This is a genomic window from Paraburkholderia sp. CHISQ3 (assembly GCF_030464945.1).
Classification (GTDB): domain Bacteria; phylum Pseudomonadota; class Gammaproteobacteria; order Burkholderiales; family Burkholderiaceae; genus Paraburkholderia; species Paraburkholderia megapolitana.
The window spans coordinates 149,112-167,713 of record NZ_JALPRG010000004.1 but is presented as its reverse complement, the minus strand read 5'-3'; the positions used below and the strand labels follow the sequence as shown (position 1 = coordinate 167,713).

Annotated in this window: 21 protein-coding genes; 14 read left to right on the top strand and 7 right to left on the bottom strand. The window is 63.1% G+C overall.

The features are described from left to right. The first annotated feature begins 67 nt into the window (after positions 1-67). Complete coding sequence (locus M0D65_RS10670; protein WP_266252949.1) at positions 68-913, top strand: TauD/TfdA family dioxygenase; 846 nt, start codon at positions 68-70, stop codon at positions 911-913. 27 nt (positions 914-940) lie between these two features. Here the strand turns inward: M0D65_RS10670 and M0D65_RS10665 are convergent, their stop codons facing one another. Beyond that, a complete protein-coding gene (locus M0D65_RS10665; RefSeq protein ID WP_091013382.1) occupies positions 941-1,162 on the bottom strand; it encodes a hypothetical protein in 222 nt (73 codons plus the stop codon). A 266-nt stretch (positions 1,163-1,428) separates the two neighbouring features. On the opposite strand from M0D65_RS10665, the gene M0D65_RS10660 reads away from it, so the two are divergent. The 4 genes from M0D65_RS10660 (at position 1,429) to M0D65_RS10645 (ending at position 4,433) form a co-directional block, all read left to right on the top strand. Beyond that, the gene (locus M0D65_RS10660; protein WP_266252645.1) at positions 1,429-1,956 is read left to right on the top strand and encodes a GAF domain-containing protein; all 528 of its coding nucleotides are present in this window, start codon (positions 1,429-1,431) and stop codon (positions 1,954-1,956) included. Between the two features lie 155 nt (positions 1,957-2,111). After that, the gene (locus tag M0D65_RS10655) at positions 2,112-2,924 is read left to right on the top strand and encodes an ABC transporter substrate-binding protein (protein ID WP_266252644.1); all 813 of its coding nucleotides are present in this window, start codon (positions 2,112-2,114) and stop codon (positions 2,922-2,924) included. Between the two features lie 13 nt (positions 2,925-2,937). After that, positions 2,938-3,672, top strand: a complete 735-nt coding sequence (locus tag M0D65_RS10650; protein WP_266252643.1) for an amino acid ABC transporter permease — start codon at positions 2,938-2,940, stop codon at positions 3,670-3,672. Between the two features lie 2 nt (positions 3,673-3,674). After that, entirely contained in the window at positions 3,675-4,433 is a 759-nt protein-coding gene (locus M0D65_RS10645) for an amino acid ABC transporter permease (protein ID WP_266252642.1), read from the top strand. 55 nt (positions 4,434-4,488) lie between these two features. On the opposite strand, the gene M0D65_RS10640 is transcribed toward M0D65_RS10645, so the two are convergent. Then, positions 4,489-5,433, bottom strand: a complete 945-nt coding sequence (locus M0D65_RS10640) for a glycosyltransferase (RefSeq protein ID WP_266252641.1) — start codon at positions 5,431-5,433, stop codon at positions 4,489-4,491. Between the two features lie 283 nt (positions 5,434-5,716). Between M0D65_RS10640 and M0D65_RS10635 the strand changes: the two genes are divergently transcribed. Next, on the top strand, positions 5,717-7,696 hold the full coding sequence (locus M0D65_RS10635) for a gamma-glutamyltransferase family protein (protein WP_266252640.1): 1,980 nt from the start codon (positions 5,717-5,719) through the stop codon (positions 7,694-7,696). 91 nt (positions 7,697-7,787) lie between these two features. Here M0D65_RS10635 and M0D65_RS10630 read toward each other — a convergent pair whose 3' ends face one another. Further along, positions 7,788-8,576: an SDR family oxidoreductase gene (locus M0D65_RS10630; protein WP_266252639.1), complete on the bottom strand. Its 789-nt coding sequence runs from the start codon at positions 8,574-8,576 to the stop codon at positions 7,788-7,790. Positions 8,577-8,671: 95 nt separating this feature from the next. Between M0D65_RS10630 and M0D65_RS10625 the strand changes: the two genes are divergently transcribed. Beyond that, entirely contained in the window at positions 8,672-9,280 is a 609-nt protein-coding gene (locus M0D65_RS10625) for a TetR/AcrR family transcriptional regulator (protein WP_266252638.1), read from the top strand. Between the two features lie 50 nt (positions 9,281-9,330). Here M0D65_RS10625 and M0D65_RS10620 read toward each other — a convergent pair whose 3' ends face one another. Next, complete coding sequence (locus tag M0D65_RS10620) at positions 9,331-9,498, bottom strand: hypothetical protein (protein ID WP_170275829.1); 168 nt, start codon at positions 9,496-9,498, stop codon at positions 9,331-9,333. A gap of 196 nt (positions 9,499-9,694) precedes the next feature. Here M0D65_RS10620 and M0D65_RS10615 point away from each other — a divergent pair, with 196 nt between their 5' ends. The 4 genes from M0D65_RS10615 (at position 9,695) to M0D65_RS10600 (ending at position 12,722) form a co-directional block, all read left to right on the top strand. Further along, positions 9,695-10,441 (top strand): anti-sigma factor, encoded by a 747-nt coding sequence (locus M0D65_RS10615; RefSeq protein ID WP_091013349.1) that lies wholly within the window; start codon positions 9,695-9,697, stop codon positions 10,439-10,441. Positions 10,442-10,583: 142 nt separating this feature from the next. Further along, the gene (locus M0D65_RS10610) at positions 10,584-11,099 is read left to right on the top strand and encodes an RNA polymerase sigma factor (protein ID WP_266252637.1); all 516 of its coding nucleotides are present in this window, start codon (positions 10,584-10,586) and stop codon (positions 11,097-11,099) included. Continuing rightward, on the top strand, positions 11,096-11,959 hold the full coding sequence (locus M0D65_RS10605) for an anti-sigma factor (protein WP_266252636.1): 864 nt from the start codon (positions 11,096-11,098) through the stop codon (positions 11,957-11,959). Before M0D65_RS10610 ends, M0D65_RS10605 begins: the two co-directional genes overlap by 4 nt. 115 nt (positions 11,960-12,074) lie before the next feature. Beyond that, positions 12,075-12,722: a glutathione S-transferase family protein gene (locus M0D65_RS10600; RefSeq protein ID WP_266252635.1), complete on the top strand. Its 648-nt coding sequence runs from the start codon at positions 12,075-12,077 to the stop codon at positions 12,720-12,722. Between the two features lie 15 nt (positions 12,723-12,737). Here the strand turns inward: M0D65_RS10600 and M0D65_RS10595 are convergent, their stop codons facing one another. Then, a complete protein-coding gene (locus M0D65_RS10595) occupies positions 12,738-13,286 on the bottom strand; it encodes a nucleoside deaminase (protein WP_266252634.1) in 549 nt (182 codons plus the stop codon). Between the two features lie 32 nt (positions 13,287-13,318). Continuing rightward, positions 13,319-14,440, bottom strand: coding sequence for a BMP family ABC transporter substrate-binding protein (locus tag M0D65_RS10590; protein ID WP_266252633.1), 1,122 nt, complete (start codon positions 14,438-14,440; stop codon positions 13,319-13,321). Positions 14,441-14,621: 181 nt separating this feature from the next. On the opposite strand from M0D65_RS10590, the gene M0D65_RS10585 reads away from it, so the two are divergent. The 3 genes from M0D65_RS10585 (at position 14,622) to M0D65_RS10575 (ending at position 17,275) form a co-directional block, all read left to right on the top strand. Continuing rightward, complete coding sequence (locus M0D65_RS10585) at positions 14,622-15,083, top strand: MEKHLA domain-containing protein (protein ID WP_266252632.1); 462 nt, start codon at positions 14,622-14,624, stop codon at positions 15,081-15,083. Positions 15,084-15,294: 211 nt separating this feature from the next. Continuing rightward, positions 15,295-16,029 carry a response regulator gene (locus M0D65_RS10580; protein ID WP_266252631.1) on the top strand — a complete coding sequence of 245 codons (735 nt, stop codon included), beginning with the start codon at positions 15,295-15,297 and terminating at the stop codon, positions 16,027-16,029. Then, on the top strand, positions 16,013-17,275 hold the full coding sequence (locus M0D65_RS10575) for an ATP-binding protein (RefSeq protein ID WP_091013312.1): 1,263 nt from the start codon (positions 16,013-16,015) through the stop codon (positions 17,273-17,275). The genes M0D65_RS10580 and M0D65_RS10575 overlap by 17 nt, the downstream gene beginning before the upstream one ends. Here M0D65_RS10575 and M0D65_RS10570 read toward each other — a convergent pair. After that, entirely contained in the window at positions 17,238-18,509 is a 1,272-nt protein-coding gene (locus tag M0D65_RS10570) for an MFS transporter (RefSeq protein WP_266252630.1), read from the bottom strand. The two genes, M0D65_RS10575 and M0D65_RS10570, sit on opposite strands and share 38 nt — an antisense overlap. Positions 18,510-18,602: the final 93 nt, after the last annotated feature.

Genomic DNA, 18,602 nt, shown 5'->3' with positions numbered 1-18,602 from the left:
CGTGACGACCGCTCCTTCTTTTGCTACAACCACTGGCCCATCGCTTCATACCAACGAACCGTCGCCGATCGAGATCCGTGCCTTCGACGGCCCGCTCGGTGCCGAAGTGTTGGGACTCGATCTGAACCAGCCGCTCAGCGCGGCCGATTTCATGCGCATCCATCGCGCGCATCTCGATCACCACGTGCTGGTGTTTCGCGACCAGCGCATCACGCCCGATCAGCAGATCGCTTTCAGCCGACGCTTCGGCCCGCTACAGATCCACGTGCTGCATCAGTTCCAGTTAGCGGGGCATCCCGAGGTGCTGGTGGTCTCGAACGTCGTCGAGAACGGCAAACCGATCGGACTCGGCGACGCCGGCTACTTCTGGCATTCGGACCTGTCGTACAAGGAAAAACCGAGCCTCGGTTCGCTGCTGCATGCGCAGGAACTGCCGGCAGAGGGCGGCGATACGCTGTTCGCCAACATGCACCTGGCGTGGGACACGCTGCCCGCGCATCTGCGCAGCGCCGTGGAAGGTCGACGCGCCGAACACACCTATCTCGCGAAGTACGCCGAGTTGCAGCAACGCAGCCCGTGGCGGCCGAACCTGTCCGCGGAACAGGTCGCGCAGGTCAAGCCGGTGGTGCATCCTGTCGTGCGGACGCATCCGGAAACCGGCCGCAAGGCGCTCTTCGTCAGCGAGCACTTCACGACACGTATCGTCGATCTGCCCGAAGACGAAAGCGCCGCACTGCTCGCCGAGCTCTTCGCACACAGCGTGCGCGAAGAGCATCTGTACCGGCACGTCTGGGCCGAACACGATATGGTCTTCTGGGACAACCGCTCGTTGATGCATCTGGCTGCCGGCACGCCCGATCATCTGCGTCGCAAGATGTATCGCACGACGATCGAGGGCGACGAACCGTTCTAAGGGTGTAGCGCTGCGGCGATCAATGCGTCATGCAACGACGATGTCGGTCGCAAGTTCGTGCAGCAGATCGCGCAGTGCCTCTGCCTGTGGCATGCGCGCGTTGCTGCGCAGATGGATGCGCAGCGCGTGGCCTTCCAGACCATCGACGGGGCGCAGCAGCCACAGTTCGACGGCGAGCCCGAGGCCCTCGGGTTGATTGTCGACCACGGGTTCGACGACACGTGGTGTGAAACAGGCACTCTCGGACATGGCGGTATTCCTCGCGATGCGGCGCTGGATCGCAGCACCGGATGAGCGCCATCGTAGCGGCCGGCAAGCGTGCGCCCAAACGAGAAATCCACGTATGCAAATGAAAGGTTTGCTTGGAGTTGTCGACGGAACTGTTCTATGAAGCTCGCGCAGATGCATGAACATGAGTCTCGGGATCTCGCTCGAAGCCCGCAAGCCGCCCACCGATGCGTTCGCGCTTAACGCGCTATCCTTCCATCTCTCTTCGTCACCTCGATCGCCCCATCATGTTCGCGCTCCAGACCCCAGCCTCATCGCAGCCCAAACCCGCTCACTACGCCGAGCTCGTCGCGCAAGCGCGTTCGCTGCTCGCCGACGAGCACGATCTGATCGCCAACGCCGCGAATTTTTCAGCGCTGGTGTTTCATTCGCTGCCCGATCTGAACTGGGCCGGTTTCTATTTCCATGACGGCCATGAACTGGTGGTCGGTCCGTTCCAGGGCAAACCGGCCTGCGTGCGGATCGCGCTCGGCCGCGGCGTGTGCGGCACCGCCGCGCAGAGTCGCACGACGCAACTGGTGCGTGACGTGCACGCGTTTCCCGGACACATCGCGTGCGACGCTGCTTCGGAATCGGAAGTCGTGGTGCCGCTGGTTGCTGCTGACGGTACGCTCGTCGGCGTGTGGGATGTCGATAGTCCGGTGCTGAACCGTTTCGACGAAGACGACGCGCGAGGCATGGAAGCGCTGTGCGCCGTGTTCATCGAACTGGCGTGGCCACATGCCGAAGCGCGCCGTTCACACGCGGGCGCGTGAACTCGCGCTTTAGCAGAAAACCCGCTTTTTACAGGACCAATGCTTGGTTCTGCGCCGCGCGCGCGACTGTTATCGTAGCCGCCCGTGCATCGTCACAAGCGGTGCACACGGGGCAGCAAACAGATAACGTCTCTCGAACAAGAAGGTTCATAAAAATGAAATTCAAAGCTCTCGCTACATGCCTGATGGGGTTGATGGTTGTGGTGTCGGGCGTCGCACACGCCGATCGCCTCGACGACATCAAGAAAGCCGGTGTATTGCGTGTCGCCACGTTCGACAGCAATCCGCCGTTCGGTTTTGTCGATCCGGCAAGCAACCATATCGTCGGTCTCGATGTCGACTATGCGAAGGCGATCGCCGACAAGCTCGGTGTGAAGCTCGAACTGCAACCGACCAATCCGGCCAACCGCATTCCGTTCCTCGCGTCGAAGAAAGTCGACCTCGTGCTCGCGAACTTCACGATCACCGACGAACGCGCGAAGCAGGTCGATTTCAGCATTCCGTACTTCTCGTCGGGCCAGCAGTTTCTCGCGAAGAAAGGCGTGCTGAAATCTGCCGACCAGATTAACGGTCTGCGCGTCGGCGCCGATAAAGGCACGACCAACGAGATCACGCTGCGCGAGAAGTTCCCGCAGGCAACCATCGTCGCTTACGACGACACGCCGTTCGCGTTCGCGGCGCTGCGCGCAGGCAACGTCCAGGCCATCACGCAGGATGGTCCGAAGCTGGTCGGCCTGCTCGCCAACGTGCCGGACAAGCAGAACTACGAAATCCCTGCGTTCACGATCTCGAACGACTACATGGGCGTCGGTATTCCGAAGGGCGAGACGCGTCTGACTGCGTTCGTCAACGACACGCTGAAGGGCCTCGAAGCCGACGGCTCGGCGGCGAAGATCTACAACCGCTGGTTCGGTCCGCAAACGAAGACACCGCTCGCGCGCATCTTCAAGATCGGCGACAAGACCTGAGCTGGATCCGACGATGCAGGCATGGCTCGCTCCGAAGTATCTGATGTGGCTGTGGCAGGGCTTCGGCGTGACCGTTGGGCTCGCGTTGTGCGCAGCCGTCACCGCGACGGCTGCGGGTTTCGCGCTGGCGCTTGTACGTCAGTCGCGCTACAGCGCGGTGCGGCGTGCGGTCGGTGTGTACGTGGTGGCGTTTCGCAATACGCCGCTGCTCGTGCAACTGCTGTACTGGTATTTCGGTGTAGCGACGTTGTTGCCCGATGCGGTGATGCAATGGCTCAACTCGCAGCACGTCGTACACCTCGCGGCGTTTGCGTTGCGCTGGCCGTCGTTTGAATTTGTTGCGGGTTGGGTCGGGCTGAGCTGCTATACCGCTGCGTTTATCGCACAGGAATTCCAGGCGGGCCTGCGCGGTGTTCGTGAGGCCCAGCATCAGGCCGCCGCAGCACTCGGCTTGTCGCCGTTGCAGGCGTTCCGCTATGTCGTGCTGCCGCAGGCCGTGCGCATCGCGTTGCCGCCGCTGTTCGGCCAGTACATGAATCTCGTGAAAAACTCATCGCTGACAATGGCGATCGGCCTTGCCGAGCTGTCGTATGCGTCGCGTCAGGTCGAAACCGAGACGTTCAAAACGTTTGCGGCGTTCGGCATTGCAACGATTCTCTACATCGCCGCAGTCGCGACGATCGAGTCGGTGTCGCACGTCGTCGCGCACGCGCGCGACCGCTCGCTGGGTTCGTTCGGAAGGCGTTGAACATGCAATGGTCGTTGTTCGCCACGAATCTGCCGTACCTGCTGGTCGGGGCGTTTCCTGACGGGCCGCTTGGTGGCGCTGCGCTCACGCTCGTACTGGCCGCGACATCTGCGTTCGCGTCGGCGCTGCTCGGTCTCGTGGGCGGTATCGCGCTGGCATTGGCAGGGCGCGTGCTGCGCATTCCGCTGCTCGCGGTGATTGGCTTCTTTCGCGCAATCCCCGTGTTGATGCTGATCTTCTGGACATACTTTCTTCTGCCGGTCGTCTTTCATGTCGACGTGCCGGGGCTGGCCGCTGTGGTGTGCGCGCTGTCGCTGATCGGCGGGGCGTATCTGGCGCATTCGGTGCATGCGGGGATACTCGCGGTCGGCGAAGGGCAGTGGCAAGCGGCGCTGTCGCTCGGTTTCACGCGTGTCGAAGCGCTGCGCTATGTGCTGCTGCCGCAGGCTATCCGCATCATGGCGCCGTCGTTCGTGAACCAGTGGGTGTCGCTCGTGAAGGATACGTCGCTCGCGTATATCGTCGGGGTGGGTGAACTGTCGTTCGTCGCTACGCAGGTCAGCAACCGCCTGATGGTGTACCCGGCGCAGATTTTCCTGTTCGCCGGTTTGATCTATCTGGTGATGTGTACGGCGCTCGATCGTTTCGCGATGTACTGGCTCACGCGGCCGACGCGCGTAGCGGCATCTGGCGTACGCATTGCTGGGGGCGACATACTGCCCGAACGCAACGCCGGTGCACGCGACGGCACACCCGGATAGCGGCGGATGCGCCCGGCACAACCTCGCCGGGCGCCGCCCAGGTCTCCCCACGTTTTTAGGGTTTTGCCGCGACAGTCGCACGCGCGAGCATCGCAAGGTGATAGTAGAAGCGCGCGCTCAAGCCATAGCGATAGGCGTAGAGATGAGTGAGGGCGACGCGCAATCCGCGCCACGGCGCGGCATTCTTCGCATAGACCGACACGACGATCGGTACGATCCGCCGTAACGCGGTTTTGCGAGCCGGCTCAAGTGCGGCGGGCAATGTCAGCGTGTCGAGGAACGCGTACGCGCTGACGGAGGCCGAGGTGGTCGAACCACGCGTAGTCGTCGACACCGATACCGCGGTTATGCGGTAGTACGACACGTACTCGGGCACGTAGTAGACCTGCCGCGCGGCGAGGCACAGCTCCACGCCGAACGCATAGTCGCAGCACATGCCGTACTGCTCGCTGTAGCCGATTCGCTTCACGAGATCTGCGTTGGCGAGCCACCCGTTGTTCGGAAACATCTGGATCAGCCCGGTCTTGCCGGCGAGCGGCTGGATGCCAGCGGCTTCCTTCACGCGATGGAAATCGGCGTTCAGCTTGTCACTGACGGCACTGTCGACTGTGCCGTCCACGGCAACTTCGTACTGGTTACCAAACGCGACTTCAAGAAGCGGATGGGTCTGCCACGGTGTGAGCAGACGCTCGACACCGTTCTCGACAAGGTAGTCGTCGTCGTGGATCAACAGGATCTTGTCGCCGGTCGCACGCGCAAACAGGCTCGCGACGTTGCGCGCCTGGCCGAGTCCCGGCGTATTGCGCAGATAGCGGATGCGCGCATCGTGCGCGTAGCGGTTTGCGATCAGCGCTTCGGTGCGATCGTCTTTCGAGTCGTCGCCGATGACGACCTCGATGTTCGCATGCGTCTGTGCAAGGCACGAATCGATGCACTGCGAAATCAGTTCAGGCCGGTTATACGTCGGCACGCAAATGGAAACTTTCAGCTCGGTCGTCATGGCTTCGCCTCGATCCTTGGGGGGAGCGTAATGGGTCCGTCCTGCGAACCGCTTCTGTCACCCGTAGCAAGGTAGACGAAAAAAAGACAAAAATAATTCGCCATTAATCGGCAGGTCGTTTCGACTGGTTGCGCGGCGCGGCTCATGTCGATATTTCCGATTGCAAACAGAAAACTTTCGCTAGACCATCTATTCCTTCCCGGTTTGTAATATTGCCCGGGGGCATCGGTATTGCGCGGTGCTCGTGAAGAACCCATCCATCCCAATCGGCGAACCAGAAGAAATGACTAACAAGAAAATCCGGCCGTACCTGTCGGCGGTGCTCGCGGCGATGCTGCTGACCTCGTGCGGAGGAGACATCGGAAGCGACGCGGGCTCCGTGCCTGTAAAAGACGTCAGCTGTCTTGCCGTCGACAACAGCGGCTCGGCCGTCGTGGTCGGCTCGAACCAGCCGGGCGACCCGTCGCTGCCGGAAGCGGCCTCCGGCTACCGGACCGGTCTCAAGCCCGTCTACGCGAAGACCTACATGGTCGTGACATCGAATGCCTATGCGAGCGCGGCCGGCTGCAAGGTGCTGAAGCAGGGCGGCACTGCTGCCGATGCGGCCGTCGCAGTCCAGGCCGTGCTCGGGCTGACCGTGCCCGAGGCGACCGGTCTCGGCTCCGGTGGCGTGCTGCTCTATTACGACGCAGGCAAGAAGACAGTCCAGGCCTACGACGGACGCGAAACGGCGCCCGCCGCCGCCACCGAGAACTATCTGCGCTATGTCGACGACGCTGCCGATCATTCGCTACCGGTGCCGAGCGCGCGCGCGAGCGGCCGCTCGATCGGTACGATCGGTGTGCCGCGTCTCATCGAGGCGCTGCAGCAGGACCACGGCAAGTTGCAATGGAAAGACCTGTTCGGCGACGCGATTACGCTCGCGACGAACGGCTTCCCGATCGGCGGGCGCCTGGCGAGTGCGATTGCATCGAATGCGACGAGCCTGAAGCGCGATCCCGATGCGGCTGCGTACTTCCTCAACGCCGACGGATCGCCGAAGGTGCTCGGCACCGTGCTCAAGAATCCTGCCTATGCGCGCACGTTGTCGCTGCTGGCGCAGAACGGTGCGAACGCGCTGTACACCGGACCGATCGCGCAGGATATCGTCGCGAAAATTGCTGTCGCGCGCGGCGCGGACGGCTCGGCGATCACGCCGGGCAAGACCACCGTCGCGGATCTCGCCGCGTATCAGGCGAAGCGGCGCGAGCCAGTCTGCACGACCTATCGGACGTATTGGGTCTGCGGCATGCCGCCGCCTTCGTCGGGTGGGATCGCGGTCGCGTCCGCGCTCGGCATTCTCGAGAACTTCGATCTCAAGTCGCTGAAGCCCACGACGATCGATCTCGAAGGCGGCAAGCCGACTGTCGCGGGCGTGCATCTCGTTACCGAAGCCGAGCGGCTCGCGTACGCCGACCGCGACATGTACGTTGCCGACACCGACTTCGTGCCGCTGCCCGGCGGCACCTGGGACACGCTACTCAACAAACCGTACCTGCGCTCGCGCGCTGCGCTGATCGACCCCGCACACAGCATGGGGACCGCGCAGCCCGGCAATTTCGGCGCGATAGCGCTCGGTGTCGACCGCACGCTGATCGAGCACGGGACGAACCAGTTCACGATCGTCGATGGTCAAGGCAACGTACTGACCGCAACGACCACCGTCGAATCGAGCATGGGTTCGTTCCACATGACCAACGGGTTCCTGCTGAACAATCAGCTAACGGACTTCTCTGCAAACCCTACCGACAGCAACGGCAGTCCGGTCGCCAACCGGTTGCAGCCTGGCAAGCGTCCGCGCAGTTCGATGGCGCCCACGCTCGTGTTCAAACAGGCTGCCGATGGTTCGAAGGGTGACTTCGTGATCGCCACCGGGTCGCCCGGTGGCGGCACGATTCCGCAGTACGTCTTGAAGACGCTCGTCGGGACGCTGGACTGGGGGCTCGATGCGCAGCAGTCGGCGGGACTCGTCGACTTTGGCGCGAGCAACAGTCCGACGACGACGGTAGGCGGCGAGCATCCGGACATCAATGCCACCGATAACGGCGCGCACGATCCGCTGATCGCCGGATTGACGGCGCTCGGTCACCAGGTGTCGACGTCCGCGCAGGCAAGCGGCGTCAACACGGTGCTGGTGGTGACGAGCGGCACGGGGACGCTGCTCCAGGGCGGTACCGATCCGCGTCGCGAAGGTATTGTGCTCGGCGATACGGTCGCGCACTGAGTCGTCGAATCGCGTCGTTGCCTCGTCGCCGGCTTGTTATGCGGCGGCGAGGCAACGCGGTGTTACCGGTCCGAGAAGCACCGCTGTTACTTCACCGCTGATAGCGCTGCGCGGCATGCGTCTGGGCGAAGTTCGGCACCATCGCTACGCGCGCCGCCGCCAGCGCTTCCCACTGCTTGACGTCGGGCAGCGACGGAATCGTCACGGCTTCGCGACGATCGAAGCCGACGAGCGCCGCATCGACGAGTTCGCCTACTTCCATCACACCCTGCATCGCGTCGACATCGCGACCCGAACGCTCCCAGATTTCGGTGCGGGTCGCGGCCGGCAGCACGGCTTGCACATAGAGCCCGCGTCCGCCCAACTCCTGCTGCAGCGTCTGCGAATACATCAGTACGTAGGCCTTGGTCGCGCCATACATGCCGAGCGGAAACTCGGGAGCGAGCGCCACCACCGACGCGATGTTCACGATCGAACCTTCGCCGCGCGCAATGAAGCGGGGAATCACCGCGGCAGCGAGCCGTGTGACGGCCGTGACGTTGAGCTGGATCAGACGATCCTGCGCTTCGACGTCGGAGCCTTCGAATCCACCCGGTGCCGCGGCGCCGGCGTTGTTGACGAGCAGCCCGATGTTGGAGTCGTCGCGCAGGCGCGCTTCGACTTTTTCCCGCTCGGCGGGCTTCGTCAGATCCGCGACGATGATGTCGATGCCTACGCCGGTTTCCTTGCGCAAACGGGACGCAAGAGCTTCCATGCGCGCGCCGTCGCGTGCAACCAGCACGAGGTCGTGTCCGCGGTGAGCCAGACGGTCGGCATAGACAGCGCCGATGCCGGCAGATGCGCCTGTGACGAGCGCGGTGGGTTTGGTCTGTTGAGTCATGACAAATTCCAGTGAAAGGGGGTTAGCTAAGGGTGTGTATCGATGGCCAGCAGGGCCATTCACGCTTAATCATTACGATCATCAGCATTACAATCATGATGATCGTAATGTATAATGTCAAGCATCAATTGAAGGGGTGGGCGATGAAGATCAGTCGGGAGCAGGTGGCCGAGAACCGCCAGCGCATTCTGGATGCGGCCTCGCGCATGTTTCGCGAGCGCGGCTTCGAGGACGTGACGGTGGCCGAAGTCATGAAGGCGGCCGGTCTGACGCATGGGGCGTTCTACGGGCATTTCGAGTCCAAGGACGACCTGATCGCCCAGGCGTTTGCGCACGTATTGACGCCGCCCGCAGACGGATCGGCCTCCCGACTCCCCGACGATCTGAAAGAATTTGCCGCGTTTTATTTGCGCGCCGCCCATCGGGACGACCCGGGCGGCGCGTGCCTGTTTTCGACCTTGGGAACCGAAGCGGCGCGTGCATCCGGTGAGGCGCGCCATACGCTCACGCTTAGCGTGCGCAACCAGATCGAGAAGTTCAGCCGGAGCGCACCGGGGAACACCGACGACGAGCGGCGGCAGGCCGCCACAGGCGCCTGGGCGGCGATGATCGGCGCGGTGATGCTGGCCCGGATCGTCGACGACCCGGCGCTATCCGACCAGTTGATGGCGGACACGAAGGAGTGGATCGACGCGCTCAGTTAGGTGGCGCGTATTGCGGCCGTGTTGCACAGCGCGCGCCGCGCGGCGTTCCGTCAACCGACTGGCGTTTCACCTTCGCCGGGCTTTTTGCCTGGCTTGTCTGCTGGCGATTGTTTGCGCGCGGCGTCGTCGCGCTCCGGCAGCTTGCTCTTTTCGTTGTCGCTATGGTGGACCGGTTGCGGGTGCTGCAAATCCGGCGTTTGCGGCTTCGTTTCGCTCATGGTGGTTCTCCTTGTGCATTGAGGCTGGGGCTTTCGACAGTGCAGCAACTCTTGCGCCCGACCGGCTTGATCCGCTCGACACATCCGCCTCCCCCAGAACCCCGGTCCGCCACCTCATCCCGACTTATCGTCAAGCCGCTGGAATAAACCCGGCGCAACCGTGTTCGCCCTGTCATGGCAGTTTCCCGATCCACACATGGACATGCGAACCACTCCTTTTCCCGACTCTGACGTGCTGTCGGAAGCCGATGTCCAGGCTTTCGTCGACGGCAGTCTTTCGCCCGAGCGTAACGAACAGGTGCAGCGCTATCTGCGCACGCGCCCCGACGAAGCGCGTCGGGTGGGGTTCTACGAGCGGTTGAACCGGGAGATGCAGCAATCGTTCGAGCACCTCGATGGCGGTGCGGCGCAGCCGTCGTTCGCGACGTTCGCGACGTTCTCGCTGATCGTCGCCGGCTGCACCGGCTGGCTGCGTCAGCACCTACGCGCAATCGTTGCGGTACTGCTGCTGGCGGTGTGCGCGGCAGGCGGCTGCGTGTGGGCGACGCGGGTACCCGCCACGGTGCTCGACGCGGGTGCGCTGATGGTGCTGGAGCACGTGCTGCAACCGGCCAATGTGCCAGCCGCTGCGGCTGCGCCCCTGCTGCATACCACTGCGCCGGACCTGTCGAGCCTCGGCTGGCAGCCGGTCGAACGCAGCACGGCGCAGGTCGGACCATTTGCACGTGCCAATGGTTTTATCTACCGGAATTCAGCCGGCGACTTTGCCGTATTGCTGTCGGTGCGGGACTGGACGGCGCCGGCCCAGCCGCAATGGCAGGCACGACGGGTCGGTGAAGTGCGTCTGCTGGGCTGGACAACGGCGCATACGCGGTTCGTGCTGGCCGGGCGCGCGCAGATGCGCGGCCTGATGCGCGCGGCGGATCTGATGACGATGCGTTGATATCGGCAAAGGCAAAGAGCGAAAAAAGCGCGCAGCAGGAATAAACCGGATGGCGTAGTGTTCACAGGCTATCCCGACACGCTTGAACCCCCGACCATCGGTGTTCCTGCGGTTAGTCGGACTCACTGAAAAGGGAAGGGCGATGAACGTCCGTGACGGACTGATGGATCACGTGCCGCGTCTGCGACGCTACGCGCGCGCGTTGATCAACAATCGCGAACTGGCCGACGATCTCGTCCAGGACACGCTCGAACGCGCACTGCGCAACGCTGCGCAGTTCCAGCAGGACACGGATCTGCGCGCATGGCTCTTCACGATCATGCACAACGTATTCGTCAACCAGGTACGCAAGGCGAGCTCGCGCGCCGTGCATCTGTCGGTCGACGACGATGTGCCCGAGGGCGAGTTCGCCGTGGCCGGCAACCAGGCGCAGTCGCTGGAAGTCCGCGATCTCGACTACGCACTGCAACGTCTGCCCGACGAACAACGCGAGGTCGTGCTGCTGGTGGGACTCGAGGAGATGAGCTACGCCGATGTTGCGCTCGCGCTCGGTGTGCCGATCGGCACCGTGATGTCGCGGCTCTCGCGCGGCCGCGAGCGGCTGCGGACCTTGATGGCGGGCGCGCAGCCCGGCGTGAAACTGAAGGTGGTGCGATGAACGAACAACCGAGCCCGATCAGCGACGAAGAACTGCACGCGTATGTCGACGGATCGCTGGCGGCGCATCGTCGCGAGCAGATCGACACACTGCTCGAGAGCAACGACGAACTGGCCGCGCGCATCAGCGACTACTTCGCTTTGAACAACATGTTCCATGAGCGCTACGACCGCGTGCTCGCGGAGCCCGTGCCTGTGCGTCTGCAGATGCCGGAAAAGAAACGCTCGCGCATTGCCGCGAACTGGCCGCAGTTCGCGGGGATGGCGGCCGCGCTGGTGCTCGGTATCGGCATCGGGATCGGCACCGATATGGGCCGCCAGATGCAGGTGGCGGGGCGTTCAACGGGAGCGAACGAGCATCTGGTCAGTGCGGTGGGCGGAGAAGGCGAATCGTTCGCGCGGCAGTCCGCGATTGCTCACGTGATGTATGCGCCCGAGGTGCTGCGCCCCGTCGAAGTCGGCGCCGACCGCGAACAGGAACTCGTGACGTGGGTATCGAGCCGGCTCGGCACCGACGTGCGTCCACCGATCCTCACGCGCACCGGCTTCGAGTTGATGGGCGGACGCATGCTGCCCGGCAATGACGGTCCGGTCGCGCAGTTCATGTATCACAACACGCGCGGCGAACGCATCACGCTATGCATTTCGCACCGCAAGACGAGTAGCGACGTGACGGAGTTCAAGCTGTACCAGGACGGACCGGTGAACGTGTTCTACTGGATCGACGGCGACTTCGGCTATGCGGTGTCGGGTGCGATCGATCGCAAGGAACTGCGCGAACTCTCGCACGATGTGTACGAGCAACTCACTGCAAGGGGCACGGTGCCGGTATCGGGGGCTGCGTCGGCGACGCAGGAGTGAAAGGCGTGAGCGCGGCTTTGCGGCGCGCTTTGCATCGCTTTGCATCGGTGAACTATCTGGGAGAGAATGGCGGCCACCTCGACGTTAAACAAGATCGAATTCAAGGAGCCGGCCCGTGAGCTACACACTCTACTATTCGCCGAGTGGCGCAAGCATGGCGGTCCATTGGATGTTGATCGAAATGGACGTAGCGTTCGAGGCACGGCTTACGGACATCGACACCGGCGCTCAACGTAGCGCCGAATATCTGCGGTTGAATCCAGCGGGCCGGGTTCCTACACTGATCGTCGACGGTGTGCCGCGTCATGAATCGGCCGCACTGCTGATGTTGCTGGCCGAGCGCCATCCCGACAAGGGTCTGGCACCTGCGCCTGGATCGCCGGATCGCGCGGAGTGGCTGCAACTGATGATCTATCTCGCGAATACGCTTCTACCCGCCATGCGCGACTGGTTTTACGCTGACGAGGATGGCGAGCCCGCTGGTGCCGAAGCGGTCAGGGCGCTTGCGCGTCGGCGGATCGAAGACGGATGGGCGCGGCTAGATGGACATCTGGCCGATGGTCGCGCGTACCTGGTGGGCGGAAAACTCAGCACGGTTGACCTGCTCGCCGTGATGTTGATGCGCTGGTCCCGTAACATGCCGACCCCGGCAACGACCTGGCCGCACCTTGCGCCCTACATCAAACGGATGCGCGCTTTGCCGTCGTTTGTCGAGGTGAATTCAAGGGAAGGTCTGGTTGACTGGCTTAATCCCGAAGCCTGACGTCAGGGTGAATCGTTAGCACCCCCGCGCCGCCCAGAACGCCCGCTGTACCCGCATCACCTCATCTTCGATTTCCACAACCGGACCGATCAGCTCGACCGGCTTCTGTCCATGCCCGAACACGTAGCGCGATGACACACTCATGGTCGGGTTCTCGTGATGATCGCCGGTCGCCTCGAGCAATCGTTCTTCAGTCATCCCGAATACCACACGACCGATGTTCGCCCAGTACGCGGTACCGGCACACATACAGCAGGGCTCGACGGTCGTGTAGAGCGTGCAGCCCCACAGATACTGCGGCGTGTAGTTCATTGCCGCGACACGTGCCAGCACCGATTCCGCGTGGTTGACCGTATCGACGTTGCCCTGCTCCATCAGCACCGTTTCCTGATCCGGCCCGACGAGTAGCGCGCCGAACGGATGATGCCCGAGCAACGTGGCACGCTCCGCGACGACGCACGCACGACGCAGATGGCGGATCAGTTGCTCGCGGGTCGGCGTGAGGCCCTGGGGCGGCCACGACGGCGACTCGCCTGCGGATGGTGCCGATGCAACGGTAATCACATGCGCTCTCCGGTGGGATACATCACATCACATCACTTCGGCAAGGTACCGTCCACACCCTCGACGAACCAGTTCAGCCGCAGCAAATCGGCATCGCTGAGCGACTTGCCGGCCGCAACCTTGATCGCACCCGACTGATCCTTGATCGGCCCCGCAAACGGATCGAACCGGCCGGCCACGATGTCGTCGCGTTTCTGGTTGACCGCTTTCTGCGCGACGGCGGAAACCGCGTTCGTATTGATGTCGGCGAGATCGATCGCCTTTTCCTTCAAACCCCACCAGGTCGGCGCGTTGGTCCACGTACCGGCCTGCACCTGCTCGACCAGATGCGAGTAGTAGACGCCCCAGTTGCTCACGCACGCACCCAGTTGCGCGTTCGGGCCGAACTTCTTCATGTTGGAATCCCAGCCGAACGCGTGCACTTTCTTTTGCTCGGCGGTCTGCATCGTTGCCGTCGAATCGGTGTTCTGGATCAGCACATCCGCGCCTCCACCGATCAGCGTTTCCGCGGCCTGTTTCTCGCGACCCGGATCGAACCATGTGTTGATCCAGAGCACTTTCACCTTCGCATTCGGGTTGACCGAGCGCGCACCCATCGTGAACGCATTGATGTTGCGCACCACCTCCGGTACCGGAACCGAGCCGACGAAGCCGAGCGTGTTGGTCTTCGTCGTATAGCCCGCGACCACCCCCGCGAGATACGCGCTCTGGTAGGTGCGCACGTCATAGGTGGCGAAATTCGCGGCCTTCTTGTAGCCGGTCGCGTGTTCGAAGACGATGTCCGGGTAGTCCTTCGCGACCTTCAGTTCGAAGTCCTGGAAGCCGAAGCTCGAACCGACGATGATCTTGTTGCCCTTCGCCGCCAGGTCGCGAAAGACCCGTTCCGAGTCCGCCGATTCCGGCACGTCTTCGACACGCGTCACCTTGATCTTGCTGCCGAACTTCGCTTCGATGGCCTTGACGCCTTGTTCGTGCGCGTAGGTCCAGCCCGCGTCGCCGGGGTTGCCGAGATAGACGAAGGCGATACCGAGCGGTTCGCTGGTCGCGGCGGCGGCACTGCACGTAGCGGCGGTGCCGAGTAACACGAGACTGGCGAAGAGGGTGGCCGCGATGCGTAGCGGATGGCGGAAGACGCGAGCCGTCTGGTCTTTCATGAAATCTCCGGGTGCGTGAGCAGGCTGCGATAGATGAACGAGTGGTCTGCAGGCATGGTCGCGAGCCAATTTTCGCGGAAACATTTCGATTTGTTATCGCCTGCATAACAGTGCCGTTATAAAGCATCGCGGACGATCTACGGATAACATGACGATCCCGACCGATGACGAACCTTGTTCCATGACGACAGCGCTTGCTCTCGATGCCGACTTTTGCGCGCTGCTAGCCGGCAGCTACCTCGACCGCGTCGGCACGCCGTTGCTCGATCCCGCTCTCGCACGCGCCGACGCGGCACGCTGGCTTTACGAAGACGCACCGTTCTGCGTGGTCGCGCACAACACCGAGGCCGACCCGCGGTTCGTCTATGCGAACCGCGCCGCGCAACGCTGCTTCGAATACGACTGGGCGGAGATGACCACGCTGCATTCGCGGCTTTCCGCGGAACAACCGAATCGCGAGGAACGCGAACGCCTGCTCGAATCGGTGCGCACGCGCGGTTTCATCAGCGACTATCGCGGCTTGCGCATCGCGAAGTCGGGCCGGCGCTTCTGGATCGAGAACGCGACGGTCTGGAATCTGATCGATGGCGACGGTGTGTACCGCGGTCAGGCGGCAACTTTCCGCGAGTGGCGGGACGTCTGAACCTCGGCAAGGTCCACCGGCCGGACCGGAGCGGAGTGGAACGAAGCGCGCGGCGGTCTGTAATGGACGTTAATATTCGCTAACAACCGGCAACCCGTCCGCAGGGACAGATTGCTATAGTCCATGCTTCATTGACCCCGTCCATATACCGGGCCGGCAAACCATCGCCGCGCAGCCCGCTGGACACACAGCTCGCTCCTTCATCACGATCATGTCCGACACACCTGTCCAGGTCCTGCTCGTCGACGACGACACCGAATTACGCGACCTGTTGAGAACCTTTTTCCAGCAACGCGGCATCGAATTCTCGGTCCTGCACGACGGCGCGCATCTGCAGCGCCGGCTCGAACGCGAACGGCCGTCTATCATCGTGCTCGATCTGATGATGCCGAATGTCGACGGGCTCACTGCGCTCAAACAGCTCCGTGCCGGCGGCGATACGATCCCGGTCATCATGCTGACTGCGCGCGCGGAAGGTATCGATCGGGTGGTCGGCCTCGAACTCGGTGCGGACGATTATCTCGGCAAGCCCTTCATGCCGCAGGAACTGCTCGCGCGGATTCACGCCGTGCTGCGGCGCCAAAGGCGCGAGCCCGAACCGCGCTTGCCCGGGAGCAACGACCCGGTGCGCTTTGGCCGCTTTCGCGTCGACTTCGGCGTGCGTACGCTCTTTCGCGACGGCAAGGCCGTCAAGCTGACCGGCAGCGAATATGCGCTGCTCGAAGTGCTCGTGCGGCATCCGCGTGAGGCGCTCTCGCGTGCGAAGCTGCTCGATATGCTGCATGGGCCGTATGCGGAGCTGACCGAACGCGGTATCGATGTGCCGATCTGGCGGCTGCGGCGTCTCCTCGAAGACAACCCGTCGCAGCCGCGTCTGATCCAGACGTTGCGCGGCATCGGTTATATGTTCGTGCCGGTCGAAAGCGTCAATGAAGAATCCCTTTAACACACTGTTCGGCCGTCTTGCGTTGATGACGGTGAGCCTTATCGTGCTCGTCCATCTCACGTTGACGCTGATGGTCGAACGCGAGCGCGCTTCGCTCGACGTGAGCCAGGTGAGCCGGGTGCTGTCGCTCGCGATGCTGGTGCGCACGAAGCACAACGAAGCGTCGCCGGCCGTCTCCGGGATTCTCGATCTCAGCTACGTCGACCCGCACGACGCGATTGCGTACGGATGTCCCGCGCCGTGCACCGATACGCACGGCCCCTACGAAAACAATCTACGCAGACATTTGCCGCCGGGTAGCCACGTCGTCGGTGCGGGCGACGACGGCACCGTGTGGGTCCGCTTTCCGTCGGGCGGCGACTGGATCGCGTTGCATCACATCATGCTGCCGCTCGGGCGCTACCTCGGCGCGTCGACCTTGATGCTCGTGCTGGCCATCGCGGTCGCCGTGCTCGGTGCGTGGTGGCTGCAACGACCGTTGCGCCAGCTTGCGCGCGCGGCGCGCGAGTTTCGTGTCGGCCATCGCGCACCCGTCGTGCAGACGAGCGGCCCGCGCGAAGTGCGGGAACTGATCGGCGATTTCAACGACATGGTTCACGAACTCGAGCAGAGCGAACAGGAACGCGCCGTGATGCTGGCCGGTCTCGCGCACGATCTACGTGCGCCGATCACGCGCATGCAGGTGCGCGCGGATCTGCTGCCCGACGAGGCCAATCGCGCCGGATTCCTGCGCGATGCCGAATCGCTGTCGGGCATCGTCACGCAGTTTCTCGACTTCGCGCGCGATACCGCCGATACGTCGCCGCGCACCGCCGTCGACACGCACTGCCGGCGGCACTATGGCGACAGCCTCACCGACGAAGCGCTGGTCATGCTGAACCTGCAGGCCGGCGACGGTTTTAGCTTGCCGCTCGTCGATCTCGAACGCATCCTCGCGAACCTGATCGAGAACGCGCTCACCTATGGCGAAGCACCGGTCGAAGTCACGACAGCATCCCATCATGGCGGTTACTCGCTGACGATTCGCGATCACGGCGCGGGCATTCCCGCGGATCAGCTCGAACGCGCACTGCGGCCGTTCGTGCGGCTCGACGCGGCACGTGGCGGCAACGCGCATTGCGGGCTGGGCCTCGCGATCGTGCGGCGGCTCGCGCGCTACAACGGTGGCGCGTTTGCCGCGGGCAACGCGCCCGGTGGCGGTTTTGCGGTTACGCTGACTTTTGCCGAGTCGGCGCGCGGCGCGTGATTGACGCGGTGTGCATCGCTAGCACTACGCACATTGCAAGCAAGACGTAGGAGAACATGGCGACGCTCGTCCATCCGCCGTTTTGCCAGAACCAGCCTCCAAGCGAGCCAAGCACGCTCGATCCGGCGTAGTAGGCGAGCAGGTATAGCGACGACGCATGCCCCTTGGCCCCTTGCGCCAGTAAGCCAACCCAGCTGCTCGCGACCGAGTGCGTGATAAAGAAGCCAATCGTCAGAACGACGATGCCGGCGACCACCAGGGGGAGCGCGTGAGACAGCGTGAGCGTGACACCCGCTATCGCAACGGCGAGGCCGGCAAACAGAATCATGCCTCGACCGAAGCGGTCCGCGCATGCACCGGCTGCGGACGAAGCAACGATCCCGAACACATATGAACAGAAAATCAGGCCAGTCTGGGTTGCGCTCAGGCTAAACGGCGGCGCCATGAGCCGAAAGCCCGCGTAGTTGTAGACCGCCACGAACACACCCATGACGAGACATCCAATCCCAAACACCGCGCTGAGCCTGGTCTGGGACAGGTGCCCGCGCCACAGGGCGAGGTGATTGACCGCCTGCCCGGCGTTGGACCTGAGAAGTTTGCGCGACGCGGGCAGTAGCAAAACGAAAGCAATGGCGACCGCCAGGTCGAGTGCGCCTAGCGCCCACATGGTAGTGCGCCAGGGGAAGTGGTCCAGCATGATGCTCATGCCGACGCGTCCGACCATGCCGCCGAAGGCCGTGCCGCCCACATACAGCCCCATCGAAAAACCGAGGCCACGCGGATGCACTTCTTCGGCAAGGTAGGCCATCGCGATGGCGGGTACGCCGCCGAGGCCCAATCCCTCCAGTGCGCGGGCAATCAGAAAGCTATGCCAGTCCGGCGCCAGTGCGGCAGCCAGGTTTAGAACGGCCGCGATTGCCATCGAGGTGAACATCATCCCGCGCCGTCCGAATCGTTCGGAAAGCACGCTTGCGCACAGGATCGAGAATGCGAGGAATCCGGTCGACAAGGACAGGGCGAGCGAACTCTGGGCTGCGCCGATACCGAATTCGTGAGCAAAGACCGGGAGTAGGGGCTGCACGCAATAGAGCAACGAGAACGTCGCAAAACCGGCCAGAAACAGGGCGACGCTGATGCGCCTGTATGCGGTCGATCCGGGGATGACCCATGCCGCTTCGTCGGCAGCGTGGGGAGTGGGTTGGCATGGAGTTGCCGGCATGGTGTCCGTGTTCATCTGGAGCGCTCCTCTTGTGAGTTGCGAATATCGTGAACACGATTGTCCTGCCAGATAGTTATACTGTCCAATATATGGAACTGCATAACACCA